The following is a 13553-nucleotide window of genomic DNA, read 5'->3' on the forward strand; positions in this document are numbered from 1 at the left end:
AGGGTCCGATGAGCACTGTCACGGCGCGAGCGATCTCCGAGGTGGAGACCGAGGTCTGGCGGCTGTGCCGCGACCTCGCCGCGAAACTGCAGTTCCACGGCTGGCACCACGTCAGCTTCGTGCGCGACAAGGCCGTCCACTTCGCCCGGCGCAACGGCTCCGACGTGGCGCTGGTCGAGGTGGCCGCCCTGGTCCACGACGTGAACTACATGGTCCGGCGCAACTCGCTGCCGGTGGACGGCAAGCGGTTGCGGTTGGACATCCTGGCGCGCGCGGGCGTGCCGGACGACGTCGCGGCGCGAGTGGACGCCGTCGTCGAGGAGGCCGAGATGCGCACCCGCCACCGCGACATCTCGCCGGAGGCGCAGGCCCTGTCCGACGCGGACACGCTGTTCAAGGCCCTGCCGGTGACGCCGGTGGTGCTCGCGCCGAAGTACCTGGAGGAGAACGGCATCACGCTCAAGGAGCTGGCGCACAAGATCGTCGGCGAGCAGGCGGGCAAGCACGACGAGGGCTACTACTTCTACGACCCCGAGGCCGCCGCCACCTACTCCCGGTGGGCCACGGCGAACCTGGAGCTGTGGCAGTGCATCGTGGAGTCGCTGGACGACCCCGTGGTGAACGAACTGCTGTCGGCGGTGTCCTAGGCGGGCTTGTCCCAGACGACGAGGTCGAACACCACCTGCTTGTAGTCCTCGACCGACACCACGACGAGGCCGGCCCAGCGCCCCTCCGACGTCTGCACGCAGAAGGCCGAGCCTTCCTGCACCACCTCGGACTCGACGGCACCGTTCAACCCCGTCGCGGCCCGGCAGTCCGCGAGGGACGGCCGGGCCGTTTCGACTTTGACGATCTTGTCCGCGAACAGCCCCGAGATGTACTGCATGTCCGCCTTGGGCGAGTCGTACTTGGTCACCCCGCCGTTGTCGCCCCGGGAGTCGAAGTCGATGTAGTAGCCGGCAGTGAGTTCCACCCGGCCGGACCGGAACTCGGTGCCCGTCGATCCGGCCGGCACGGCGGCGGTGGTCGTCGTCTGCCCCGCCCCGGCGCCCGTCGTGGCGGCCGGGGTGTCGGAGGCGCCCGGCGACTCGCTCGTGGTCGTCGTGGTGGTGCCGGGCTGGGCGGTGCCCGCGGCGGGTCGCAGTTCGAGCCCGCCGAGCAGGCCGCCCGTGGCCGCGCCCACCACGGTCAGCAGCACCGGGACCACGAAGTGCTTGGTCAGCTGCTGGTCCGGCCGGCGGCCCCACCGGTAGAGCAGCCACACGCCGACCAGGGTGACCACGCCCGCCGCGATCAGGGACAACGGCACCTGGTCCTGGATGCCGCCGATCACCGACAGGAGCAGCGCCGCGACACCGGCCATGCCGCCGAAGACCTGCCAGCGGTCCACTGTCGCCTTGTCGAAGGACCCTCGACCGGGTGACGGCCCATCCCCCTGCACAGACATGCCGGTCAGGCTAGCTATCCGCAAATATGCGGAAAGTGCATCAAGTGCGGACCGCCGACCCGGCACGCGCATGAGACGTGGGTGGGCGCGGGCTCTACGCGAGGCCGCGCGTTACGACCTGCCGTGGACGGCGGTCTTCAGGCCGTGCTCGAGGTCGGACACGAAACTCCGCCAAGAGGGCACCTCCCGGATGGGGCCGTCGGGGTCCAGGCGCTCGAGCAGCTGGCGTCGATGCTGCGGGAAGCGCTCCTGGAACTTCGCCAGCTTCCTGCCGGTCAACCCCGAGGCGACACCCAGCACGTCCTTCAGGAGCTTCTTCGGGTCCGGCACGGACTCGACCCGGGAGGGACCGGGGAGGTCGAGCCTCGCCCGTCCCCGGGGATTGCCGGCCACCGTTCGGATCTCGCCCTCGTCGGTGAGGAGCCAGGCTTCCGTCATCCTGATCGGGATGACCGAGGCGAACAGCAGATCCGGGGCGGCATCGCGGAAGGCGGTCGCGATCTCCCGCAGCCTGGCCTCGCGCCCGTCCCGGTCGGCGTCCCGGTGCACGATCACGAGGTCGTACTTCCCGCCGATCGACAGTGACGTTCGCAGCTTCTCGGTCACCGATTTGCCGGGCGGGTTGGGGAGCCTCCCGAGATCGGGGTCCGTGATGGCGACCTCGATGCCGAGACGCGCCGCGCACATCTCCACCTGCGGCACGATTCCGCTGTCGCTCGTCCCCTCACCGAGGAAGAGAACGCTGAGGATCACCCGATCTCCATGCTCGTCTGCACCCCGGGCGGCGTGGTCAGGTAGGGCAGGACGTCGAGCTTCGTGACCGGTGTCTCGTCACCGTGCCTGGCCCGCCACGTGTTTTCCATCGGGCGCAGGCGCAGCGCGTGCGCCGGTGAGCCGTCGGCAGCCGTGCGGATGGCCGTGTCGGCGAACAGCAGGTCGTTCGGGTTGACGAGTTGCACGATCCCGGGTGAATGGGTGTTCACCACGACCTGGCGGAACGGGTTGTCCACTCCCGGTTCGACCGTGGGGTCGACCGCGAGATCTTCGACGAGACGGACCATCGCAGCCAGGTTGGCGGGATGGATTCCGTTCTCCGGCTCCTCCATGCAGATCAGTCCGACCACGGTCGGGTCTTCCAGGAGCACGCAGAGGGCGAGGAACCTCAGCGTGCCCTCCGACAGGCTCCGGGCGGGGAGTTCGAGACCGCTGGCTTCGCGGAGTTGGATCGTCAGCAATTCCCGTGCGTCGTCCTCCTGGACGCGCAGGCTGCGGACCCTCACGCCCGCGAGGTCGGCGAGCCGGCCGGTGACCCGGGCGTACACGCTTTCCGGATCCGTCGAGTCGTCGCTGAGCGCGACCCTGAACAAGGTGCCGGGCAGGTGACGCCCGTTGGCGTCCATGGCCCGCGGGTCGACGTAGCGGTCCGACGTCCGCAGCGCCGAGGGTTCGAGCGCGAGCCTGCGCCACGACTGCATCTCGCGACGGGCAGCGAGGATCGTCGGGTCGTCGGCGCTCGTCACGGTGCTGACCACGGTGGCCGGGGCGCGATAAGCCGCCGACGGCTTGGGTTGCCCGCGACTGCCGCCGTCCTGGTGGATGCGGATGACCGGCTGACCGCTTTCCATGATCGTGGAGATGAACGCCTTGCCGCTGCGGTGCCCCTTGAGGATCGACCTGCGGAATCGTCCGGCGTCGTGCGGGAACCTGAGGCGTTTGGGCGCGTCACCGAGGTTGATGTGCCGAAGGGACTCTTCGAGCAACATCAGGCGTCCGATTTTCTCCGACCCACTGGGCGCTTGGTAGCCGAGGGACAACTCGTAGCGCAGGAAGGTGATGGTGGGTTCGGCCGGTCGACCGAAGTCGTCCTCGACCTCGCTCGGCACGATCATCTCGGCCGCGAACCGGAGCCTCGGGTTGGCCGCCCCGTATCCGTTCCAGAACAGATCACGCGGGTCGCCTGTCCGCTCACCGTGGAGACCACGCACCGATTGAGCGGCATCGAGCAGCGAACGGTCCGCCAACAGACTCAGGAAGTGAATGGCGTCGAAGATGTTGGACTTACCGGTGCCGTTTTCCCCCGCGATGCACGTGAACGGTCCGAATTCGATTTTCGTGCCAACCAGGTTCTTGAACCCGTCGACCTCGAGCCTGGTGAGCATCTGCGGCCCTCCTGTGGTGGACTCGGCACATCCTCGCAATCGGTGGCACTTCGTGGCGGCACCCGGTGACACGCGCGTGTCGCACTCGGAGTCCGGAATCCGAGGACGCCGGCGTGCCGATCGCGGCGGGCCGGCGAACGGACGGCTGCCACGCCCGCGGGTCAGCCGAGTGGACCGGGTCGCGGGGCGTGGCGGGGCGCGAGCGTCAGAACGGCCAGCCCAGCACCGGCAGGCCGATGACGGCGTCCACGGCCAGGCCGCAGAACACGAGCATCAGGTACAGGTTCGACAGGTGGAAGAACTTCATGGTGTTCGTCGACCCGCCCCGCCGCACGACCGAGTGCAGCCGGTGCGCGAACACCACGAACCACGCGCCCGAGGCCGCCGCCACGACGACGTAGATCCACGACGTCACGGGGGCCAGCAGCAGCGTGCACGCGACCGTGACCCACGAGTAGATGACGATCTGCCGCGTCACCTGCTGCGCCGTCGCCACCACCGGCAGCATCGGCACGCCCGCCCGCGCGTAGTCCTCCTTGAACTTCATCGCGAGCGCCCACGTGTGCGGCGGCGTCCAGAAGAAGATCACGCCGAACATCACCAGCGCGGGCCACGCCACCGTGCCGGTCACCGAGGACCAGCCGATGATCACCGGCATGCAGCCGGCCATGCCGCCCCAGATGATGTTCTGCGAGGTCCGGCGCTTGAGCACCAGGGTGTAGACGAAGATGTAGAACAGGATCGTGGCCACCGCGAACACGGCCGAGATCAGGTTCGTGGTCAGCCACAGGAACCCGAACGACACCACGCCCAGCACGATGCCGAAGATCAGCGCGTTGCGCGGCGGGATGGCGTCCTTGGCCAGCGGCCGGGCGCTGGTGCGCTTCATCACCGAGTCGATGTCGGCGTCGACGTAGCAGTTCAGCGCGTTGGCGGAGCCCGCGGCCAGGGTGCCGCCCGCCAGGGTGCACGCGATCAGCCACAGCGGCGGCAGGCCGCGGGCGGCCAGGAGCATCGCCGGGATGGTGGTGATCAGCAGCAGCTCGATCACCCGGGGCTTGGTCAGCGCCACGTACGCGCCGACCACCTGCCGGGGCGACCGCGCCGGAGCCTCGGTGACGGCACTCATGGCGTCGCGCTCCTCAACAGGTCGGGGGATGCGCTGATGGTAACCACGCGTTCGCCGAGCAGCCCGTTCGGGTACTCCCTGGACGTCCGCGCCACACCTGTGCGTACACCCACAGAGCGTGAGTGGCACGTGTGTCCGCTGGTCGGACTAGGCTGGCCGGTGGACCTTGGTAGCCGCGGATCGGGCCTGACGGGATCGATTAAGTTCGACACCCGGCCGTCACAACCGCCGCCTAGTGAGTTTGGAGCTGGAAGTCAGTGTCCGTCACCGATGACATCGCCCGGTTGACCGAAGCCCACCTGCCCGAGGACTGGACCGACCTGGACAAGCGCGCGGTCGACACGGCGCGCGTCCTGGCCGCGGACGCCGTGCAGAAGGTCGGCAACGGCCACCCCGGCACCGCGATGAGCCTCGCGCCGCTCGCCTACACGCTGTTCCAGCGGGTCATGCGGCACGACCCGGCCGACGCCGACTGGATCGGCCGCGACCGGTTCGTGCTCAGCGCCGGCCACTCCAGCCTGACGCTCTACATCCAGCTCTTCCTCAACGGCTACGGCCTGGAGCTGGACGACCTCAAGGCGCTGCGGACCTGGGGCTCCAAGACCCCCGGCCACCCCGAGCACCGGCACACCAACGGCGTGGAGATCACCACCGGCCCGCTGGGCCAGGGCCTCGCCTCCGCCGTCGGCATGGCGATGGGCGCGCGCCGCGAGCGCGGCCTGTTCGACCCGGACGCCCCCGCCGGGGAGAGCCCGTTCGACCACCACATCTTCGTGATCGCCTCCGACGGCGACATCGAGGAGGGCGTCACGTCCGAGGCGTCGTCGCTGGCCGGCACCCAGAAGCTGGGCAACCTCACGGTCGTCTACGACGACAACAAGATCTCCATCGAGGACGACACCACGATCGCGCTGTCCGAGGACACCGCGAAGCGCTACGAGGCGTACGGCTGGCACGTGCAGGTCGTCGAGGGCGGCGAGAACGTCGTCGGCATCCTGCGGGCGCTGGAGAACGCCAAGGCGGAGACCGAGCGCCCGTCGTTCATCCTGCTGCGCACGGTCATCGGCTACCCGGCGCCCAACAAGCAGAACACCGGCGCGGCGCACGGCGCGGCCCTGGGCGCGGACGAGGTCGCCGAGGTCAAGCGCATCCTGGGCTTCGACCCGGAGCAGACCTTCGAGGTCGCCGACGAGGTGCTGGAGCACACCCGCGCGGTGATCAAGCGCGGCGAGGCCGCCAAGTCGGAGTGGCAGCGCTCGTTCGACGCGTGGGCCGAGGCGAACCCGGAGCGCAAGGCGCTGCTGGACCGCCTGGTCGCGGGCGAGCTGCCCGAGGGCTGGGCCGACGCGCTGCCGTCGTGGGACCCGGACCCGAAGGGCGTCGCGACCCGCAAGGCGTCCGGCGAGGTGCTGAACTCGCTGCGCGACGTGCTGCCGGAGCTGTGGGGCGGCTCGGCCGACCTCGCCGAGTCGAACAACACCACGATGAAGGGCGTCGACTCGTTCGGCCCGGAGTCGATCTCCACCAAGATGTGGAACGCCAACCCGTACGGCCGCACGCTGCACTTCGGCGTCCGCGAGCACGCCATGGGCTCGATCCTCAACGGCATCGCGCTGCACGGCCCGACCCGCCCGTACGGCGGCACGTTCCTGGTGTTCAGCGACTACATGCGGCCGGCGGTCCGGCTCGCCGCGCTGATGAAGTCCCCGGTGGTCTACGTGTGGACGCACGACTCCATCGGCCTCGGCGAGGACGGCCCGACGCACCAGCCGATCGAGCACCTGGCCGCGCTGCGCGCCATCCCGGGCCTGAGCGTGGTGCGCCCCGGCGACGCCAACGAGACCGCCGCGGCGTGGCGGGCGATCGTCTCCCAGCGCGGCATCGGCCCCATCGGCATCGCCCTGACCAGGCAGAACCTGCCGGTGCTGGAGGGCACCAAGGAGAAGGCGACCGAGGGCGTGGCGCGCGGCGGCTACGTGCTGGAGGGCGAGGGCGAGCCGGAGCTGATCCTCATCGCGACCGGCTCCGAGCTGCAGATCGCGGTCGAGGCCCGCAAGGTCCTCGAAACCGAGGGCGTGGCGGTCCGCGTGGTGTCCATGCCGAGCGTCGAGTGGTTCGACTCGCAGGACAAGGGCTACCAGGAGCAGGTGCTGCCGTCGTCGGTGAAGGCGCGCGTGGTGGTCGAGGCGGGCATCGCCCAGCCGTGGCACCGGTTCGCGGGCGACGCGGGCGAGATCGTCTCCATCGAGCACTTCGGCGCGTCGGCGGACTACCAGACGCTGTTCCGCGAGTTCGGGTTCACGACGGAGAACGTCGTCGCGGCGGCCCGCCGCTCGCTGGCCCGGACCAAGTAGAGACTCCAGGGAGTTGACGAGATGAGCACCAATCCGCTGGCCGCGCTCAGCGACGCGGGCGTGTCGATCTGGCTGGACGACCTGTCCCGAGAGCGGCTGAACACCGGCAACCTGGCCGGGCTGATCGCAGACCACCACGTGGTCGGCGTGACCACGAACCCGACGATCTTCGCCACGGCCCTGTCCAACGGCTCGGTCTACGACGAGCAGGTCCGCGAGCTGGCCGCGCGCGGCGCGGACACCGACGCCGCCGTGCGGGAGATCACCACCACGGACGTGCGCAACGCGTGCGACCTGTTCCGCGACCTCTACACCGCCACCGACGGCGTGGACGGCCGCGTGTCGATCGAGGTGGACCCGCGGCTGGCCAACGACACCGAGGCCACCGTGGCCGAGGCGCTGGACCTGGCCAAGGCCGTGGACCGGCCGAACCTGCTGGTGAAGATCCCGGCCACGCTGGAGGGCCTGCCCGCGATCACCCGCGTGCTCGCCGAGGGCGTCAGCGTGAACGTGACGCTGATCTTCTCCGTCGAGCGCTACCGCCAGGTGATGGAGGCGTTCCTCGCGGGCCTGGAGCAGGCCAAGGCGAACGGCCACGACCTGCGCGGCATCCACTCCGTGGCGTCGTTCTTCGTGTCCCGGGTGGACACCGAGATCGACAAGCGGCTGGACGCGCTGGGCACCCCGGCGGCGGCCGGGCTGCGCGGCGAGGCGGCCATCGCGAACGCGGTGCTGGCCTACGCGGCGTTCCAGGAGACGTTCCAGGGCCCCCGCTGGGAGGCGCTCGCCGCCGACGGCGCCCGCGCGCAGCGCCCGCTGTGGGCGTCCACCGGCGTGAAGGACCCGCAGTACTCCGACACCCGGTACGTGGACCAGCTCGTGGTGGCCGACACGGTCAACACGATGCCGGAGAAGACCCTGCACGCGGTCGCCGATCACGGCAAGATCGAGGGCGACACGGTGACCGGGCGCGCGGCGCGGGCGCAGGAGGTCTTCGACGGGCTGGTCGAGGTCGGCATCGACCTCGACGACGTGTTCGTCACGCTGGAGACCGAGGGCGTCGACAAGTTCAAGAAGTCGTGGGCCGAACTGCTCGACACGGTGACCGGACAGCTGACCCAGGCCAAGGGCTGAGGACGAGGACGAGGACGCACAAGATGACCGAGGTGATCTCCGTGGAGATCGTCCGCACGCCGAACCAGGAGCAGGTCGAGACCGTCGTCGGCGACCTGGTCCGCGATTCGGCGCCGAGCAGGCTCACGGCAGGCGACGCGACCCTGTGGGGCGCGGAGGCGGAGCCGGAGGCGTCGATCCGCCTGGCGTGGACGACGTTGCACGAGACGTCCCGCCCGCTGGTCGCGGAGATCACCGCGCTGCGCGACGAGCTGCTCGCCGAAGGCGTGGACCGGGTGGTCCTCGCCGGCATGGGCGGCTCGTCGCTCGCGCCCGAGGTGATCACGGGCACCGCCGGCGTGCCGCTGGTGGTGCTCGACACGACCGACCCCGGCCAGGTGGCCGAGGCCCTGTCGGGCGACCTGCGGCGCACGGTCGTGGTGGTGTCGTCCAAGTCGGGCGGCACCGTCGAGACCGACAGCCACCGGCGGATCTTCGAGGCCGCGTTCGCCGCCGCGGACATCGACGCGGCGTCCCGGATCGTCGTGGTGACCGACCCCGGCTCGCCGCTGGAGCAGGCGTCGCGCGAGGCGGGCTACCGCAAGGTGTTCCTCGCCGACCCGCACGTGGGCGGCCGCTACTCGGCGCTGACCGCGTTCGGCCTGGTCCCCTCCGGCCTGGCCGGGGCGGACATCGGCAAGCTGCTGGACGAGGCGGCCGCGGCCGCGCCGCTGGTGTCGGCCGACTCGCCGGACAACCCGGCGGTGGTGCTGGCCGCGACGTTCGCCGTGGCGCACGCGCACGGCGCGGAGAAGGTCGTGCTCGCCGACACCGGCTCCGGCATCGTGGGCTTCGGCGACTGGGCGGAGCAGCTCATCGCCGAGTCGACCGGCAAGAACGGCACCGGCCTGCTGCCCGTCGTGGTCGAGGACGCGGGCGCGCCCGGTTTCGTGGACGCGGGCTCCGACGCCACGACCGTCGCGATCGGACCGGCCACCGGCTCGTCCACGCTCGCGGTCGAGGGCTCGCTCGGCGCGCAGTTCCTGGTGTGGGAGTACGCGACCGCGCTCGTGGGCCGCGTGCTGGAGATCAACCCGTTCGACCAGCCCGACGTCGAGGCGGCGAAGAAGGCGGCCCGGTCCCTGTTGGACTCCCCCGCCGCGTCGTCGGCCGAACCGGCCTTCGTGGACGGTCCGGTCGAGGTCCACCCGAGCGAGGGCTGGCTGCCGGCGGACGTGAAGACGGTCGCCGAGGCGCTGCGCGCGCTGGTGGCCGCCGCGCCCGAGCACGGCTACCTGTCCGTGCAGGCGTACCTGGACCGGATCGACGACGCGTCGTTCGCCCTCGTCCGCCCGGAGTTGGCCCGCCGTTCACACCTGCAGACCACGTTCGGGTGGGGACCGCGGTTCCTGCACTCGACCGGCCAGTACCACAAGGGCGGCCACCAGAACGGCGTGTTCCTGCAGCTGACCGGGGCGTCCGGGACGGGCTTGGAGGTGCCGGGCCGGCCCTACGACCTCGGCACGTTGCAGTTGGCCCAGGCGCTGGGCGACGGCCAGGTGCTCGCCGAGCGCGGCCGCCCGGTGCTGCGGCTGCACCTGACCGACCGCGTCGCCGGGCTCGCGCAGCTCGTCGAGGCAATCCAGGAGGACGGTTCGTGATCGGACTCACGAGGTCACAATCCAGCACGGCGGTGTGCGCGCACCCGGCCGACGAGCGGGGCCAGGAGGTCCGATGAGCGCTCCCACCAGGCGCAACCCGCTGCGCGACCCCCGCGACAAGCGGCTGCCCCGCATCGCCGGGCCGTCCGGCCTGGTGATCTTCGGCGTGACCGGCGACCTGTCGCGCAAGAAGCTCATGCCCGCCATCTACGACCTGGCCAACCGCGGCCTGCTGCCGCCGGGCTTCGCGCTCGTCGGCTTCGCCCGCCGCGACTGGGCCGACCAGGACTTCATGCAGGTCGTGCACGACGCGGTGAAGGAGCACGCGCGCACGCCGTTCCGGCAGGCCGTGTGGGACCAGCTCGCCGAGGGCATCCGGTTCGTGCAGGGCACGTTCGACGACGACAGCGCGTTCGACGCGCTCGCCGCGACCCTGTCCGACCTGGACCGCGACCGCGGCACGGGCGGCAACCACGCGTTCTACCTGTCGGTGCCGCCCAGCGCGTTCACCACCGTGGTCAACCAGCTCAAGCGCGCCGGCCTGGCCACCCCGCCCACCGACAAGCCCGACCAGTGGCGGCGGGTGGTCATCGAGAAGCCGTTCGGCCACGACCTGACCAGCGCCAAGCAGCTCAACAAGACGGTGAACGACGTCTTCCCCGAGGAGTCGGTGTTCCGCATCGACCACTACCTCGGCAAGGAGACGGTGCAGAACATCCTGGCGCTGCGCTTCGCGAACCAGCTCTACGAGCCCATCTGGAACGCCAACTACGTCGACCACGTGCAGATCACCATGGCCGAGGACATCGGCCTGGGCGGTCGCGCGGGCTACTACGACGGCATCGGCGCGGCCCGCGACGTGATCCAGAACCACCTGCTCCAGCTGCTCGCGCTGACCGCGATGGAGGAGCCGGTGTCGTTCCGGCCGAGCGACCTGCGCGCGGAGAAGGTCAAGGTGCTCTCCGCGACCAAGGCGATCGGGCCGTTCGACGAGACCACCGCCCGCGGCCAGTACACCGGCGGCTGGCAGGGCGGCCAGAAGGTGCCCGGCCTGCTGGAGGAGGGCGGCTTCGCCAAGGACTCGGTCACCGAGACCTACGCGGCCATCACGTGCGAGGTGAACACCCGGCGGTGGGCGGGCGTGCCGTTCTACCTGCGCACCGGCAAGCGCCTGGGCCGCCGCGTCACCGAGGTGGCCGTGGTGTTCAAGCGCGCGCCGCACCTGCCGTTCGACGACACCGCCACCGAGGAGCTGGGGCAGAACGCCCTGGTCGTGCGGGTGCAGCCGGACGAGGGCGTGACCATGCGGTTCGGGTCCAAGGTGCCGGGCAACTCGATGGAGGTCCGGGACGTCACGATGGACTTCGGCTACGGCCACGCGTTCACCGAGTCGTCCCCCGAGGCCTACGAGCGGCTGCTGCTGGACGTGCTGCTCGGCGAGCCGTCGCTGTTCCCGAAGAACGACGAGGTGGAGCTGTCCTGGCAGATCCTCGACCCGGTCCTGAGGCACTGGGCCGCCACCGGCGCGCCCGAGAAGTACAAGGCAGGCACCTGGGGACCGGCGTCGGCGGACGAGATGCTGGCCCGCACCGGCAGGCACTGGAGGCGTCCGTGATCATCGACCTGCCCTCGACCACCACGTCGCAGGTCAACAGCAAGCTCGTGCAGCTGCGCGAGGAGGGCGGCGCGGTCACCCTCGGCCGGGTGCTGACCCTGGTCATCGTCACCGACGACGGCACCAAGACCGAGGACGCGGTGGACGCGGCCAACGACGCCAGCCGCGAGCACCCGTGCCGGGTGATCGTGGTGGCGCGCGGCGCGCGCAAGGCCGCGCCCCGGCTCGACGCGCAGATCCGCGTCGGCGGCGACGCGGGCGCGTCCGAGGTCATCGTGCTGCGCCTGTACGGCGAGCTGGCCAACGAGGGCGCTTCGTGCGTCGTGCCGCTGCTGCTGCCGGACACCCCGGTGGTGGCGTGGTGGCCGAACGAGGCGCCCGCCGTGCCCGCGGAGGACCCGATCGGGCAGCTCGCGCAGCGGCGGATCACCGACGCGGCGGCGGAGAAGAACCCGATCCGGGCGCTGGAGCAGCGCCGGACCGGCTACACGCCGGGCGACACGGACCTGGCGTGGACGCGGTTGACGCTGTGGCGGGCGATGCTCGCGTCGGCGTTCGACCTGCCGCCGCACGAGAAGGTCACCGAGGCCGAGGTGAGCGGGGAGAGCGACTCGCCGTCGACCGACCTGCTGGCCGCGTGGCTCGCCGGGTGCCTGAAGGTGCCGGTGAAGCGGGTCAAGGCCGCGCGCGGCGAGGGCATCGTGGACGTGCGGCTGGAGCGCCGGTCCGGTGTGGTGGAGCTGTCGCGCCCGGACGGGAAGGTCGGCACGCTGACCCAGCCCGGCCAGCCGGAGCGCCGGGTCGCGCTGCAGCGCCGCCAGGTGCGGGACTGCCTGGCCGAGGAGCTGCGCCGGCTCGACCCGGACGAGGTGTACGAGGCGGCGTTGCGGTCGCTGGGCAAGGTCGTGCGCGGTCGGACCGCGCCGAAGGCTGCCGCGGCGCGCAAGCCCGCACGGGCCGCGTCCGGCGCGGCGAAGGCGAAGGCCGACGGCGGTCGGGCCGACGGCGCGGTGGCCGTGAAGGCGGACGCCAAGCCGGCCACCGGGGCGGCCGCGGACGGCCGGGTGGACGAGAAGCCCGCGAAAGCGGCCGTGAAGGGCGCGGCCAAGGCGTCCTCGGGGTCCAAGGCGTCCGGCTCCTCGGGGTCCTCGGGGTCCTCGGGCAAGTCGTCGGCCAAGGCGTCGACGAAGGCCGCCCCGAAGGCGTCGACCAGGGCGAAGGCGGGTTCGTGAGCCGTCCGGAGGTGGTGGTGCACCGGGACGGCGGGCTGCTGGCCGCCGCCACGGCCGCCCGCCTGGTCACCGCGCTGGTCGACGCGCAGGCCGCGCGCGGGTGGGCGTCGCTGGTGCTGACCGGCGGCCGGACCGGCGCCGCGGTGCTGGAGCACCTGCGCGCCACGCCCGCGCGGGACGCGGTGGACTGGGAGCGGATCGACCTGTACTGGGGCGACGAGCGGTTCCTGCCCGCCGGGCACCCGGACCGCAACGAGACCCAGGCGCGGGAGGCATTGCTGGACCACGTGCCGGTGCCGGCGTCCCGCGTGCACGTCGTGGAGCCGTCCGACGGGCGGTTCGGCGACGACCCGGAGGCCGCCGCCGAGGCGTACGCCGAGGTGCTCGCCGCCGCCGCGCGCCCGGAGGACGGCGGCGCCGTGCCGACGTTCGACGTGTGCCTGCTCGGTGTCGGCGAGGAGGGGCACGTGGCGTCGGTCTTCCCCGAGTCGCCGGCCGTGCGCGAGCAGGACCGCGGCGTCGTCGCCGTGCGCGACTGCCCGAAGCCGCCGCCGACCCGGGTGAGCCTCACCCTGCCCGCGATCCGCGCCGCGCGGGAGGTGTGGCTGATGACGACCGGCGCCGCGAAGGCCGAAGCCGTCGCCCTGGGCCTGTCCGGCGCCGCCGAAGCCCAGCTGCCCGCCGCCGGCGCGCGTGGCCGGCAGCGCACCCTGTGGCTGCTCGACTCGGCCGCCGCCGCGCGGGTGCCGGACGCGCCCCGCGCCTGAACCGTTCCCGACCGCTGCCGCCGTCGCCCCGCCGGGCGCGGCGGCAGCCGTGTCCCGGCGTGATGTCGCGCACTCG

11 protein-coding genes are annotated in these 13553 nt (G+C 71.7%); 7 read left to right on the forward strand and 4 right to left on the reverse strand.

Translation table 11 applies throughout. The features are described 5' to 3' along the window. Window positions 1-8: 8 nt before the first annotated feature. Window positions 9-647 (forward strand): HD domain-containing protein, encoded by a 639-nt coding sequence (locus ACWEFJ_RS26690; protein WP_378084403.1) that lies wholly within the window; start codon window positions 9-11, stop codon window positions 645-647. On the opposite strand, the gene ACWEFJ_RS26695 is transcribed toward ACWEFJ_RS26690, so the two are convergent. From ACWEFJ_RS26695 to ACWEFJ_RS26710, 4 genes are all read right to left on the reverse strand, one after another. Further along, window positions 644-1447: a hypothetical protein gene (locus tag ACWEFJ_RS26695; RefSeq protein WP_449715406.1), complete on the reverse strand. Its 804-nt coding sequence runs from the start codon at window positions 1445-1447 to the stop codon at window positions 644-646. The genes ACWEFJ_RS26690 and ACWEFJ_RS26695 overlap by 4 nt on opposite strands. Before the next feature lie 111 nt (window positions 1448-1558). Then, window positions 1559-2200 carry a hypothetical protein gene (locus tag ACWEFJ_RS26700; protein WP_449715407.1) on the reverse strand — a complete coding sequence of 214 codons (642 nt, stop codon included), beginning with the start codon at window positions 2198-2200 and terminating at the stop codon, window positions 1559-1561. Beyond that, window positions 2197-3606 carry an AAA family ATPase gene (locus ACWEFJ_RS26705; RefSeq protein ID WP_378084408.1) on the reverse strand — a complete coding sequence of 470 codons (1410 nt, stop codon included), beginning with the start codon at window positions 3604-3606 and terminating at the stop codon, window positions 2197-2199. Before ACWEFJ_RS26705 ends, ACWEFJ_RS26700 begins: the two co-directional genes overlap by 4 nt. A gap of 205 nt (window positions 3607-3811) precedes the next feature. Next, window positions 3812-4735 (reverse strand): heme o synthase, encoded by a 924-nt coding sequence (locus ACWEFJ_RS26710; RefSeq protein WP_378084409.1) that lies wholly within the window; start codon window positions 4733-4735, stop codon window positions 3812-3814. Between the two features lie 257 nt (window positions 4736-4992). On the opposite strand from ACWEFJ_RS26710, the gene tkt reads away from it, so the two are divergent. The 6 genes from tkt (at window position 4993) to pgl (ending at window position 13477) form a co-directional block, all read left to right on the forward strand. Next, complete coding sequence (gene tkt / locus ACWEFJ_RS26715) at window positions 4993-7089, forward strand: transketolase (protein ID WP_449715408.1); 2097 nt, start codon at window positions 4993-4995, stop codon at window positions 7087-7089. Window positions 7090-7110: 21 nt separating this feature from the next. Then, on the forward strand, window positions 7111-8223 hold the full coding sequence (gene tal / locus ACWEFJ_RS26720) for a transaldolase (RefSeq protein WP_378084412.1): 1113 nt from the start codon (window positions 7111-7113) through the stop codon (window positions 8221-8223). Window positions 8224-8246: 23 nt separating this feature from the next. Further along, on the forward strand, window positions 8247-9863 hold the full coding sequence (locus ACWEFJ_RS26725) for a glucose-6-phosphate isomerase (RefSeq protein WP_378084413.1): 1617 nt from the start codon (window positions 8247-8249) through the stop codon (window positions 9861-9863). Between the two features lie 73 nt (window positions 9864-9936). Continuing rightward, complete coding sequence (gene zwf / locus ACWEFJ_RS26730) at window positions 9937-11478, forward strand: glucose-6-phosphate dehydrogenase (protein ID WP_378084415.1); 1542 nt, start codon at window positions 9937-9939, stop codon at window positions 11476-11478. Further along, window positions 11475-12710, forward strand: coding sequence for a glucose-6-phosphate dehydrogenase assembly protein OpcA (opcA, locus tag ACWEFJ_RS26735; RefSeq protein WP_449715409.1), 1236 nt, complete (start codon window positions 11475-11477; stop codon window positions 12708-12710). Before zwf ends, opcA begins: the two co-directional genes overlap by 4 nt. Next, a complete protein-coding gene (pgl, locus tag ACWEFJ_RS26740; RefSeq protein ID WP_378084419.1) occupies window positions 12707-13477 on the forward strand; it encodes a 6-phosphogluconolactonase in 771 nt (256 codons plus the stop codon). The genes opcA and pgl overlap by 4 nt, the downstream gene beginning before the upstream one ends. Window positions 13478-13553 lie beyond the last annotated feature (76 nt).

It is taken from the genome of Actinosynnema sp. NPDC004786 (genome assembly GCF_053601135.1).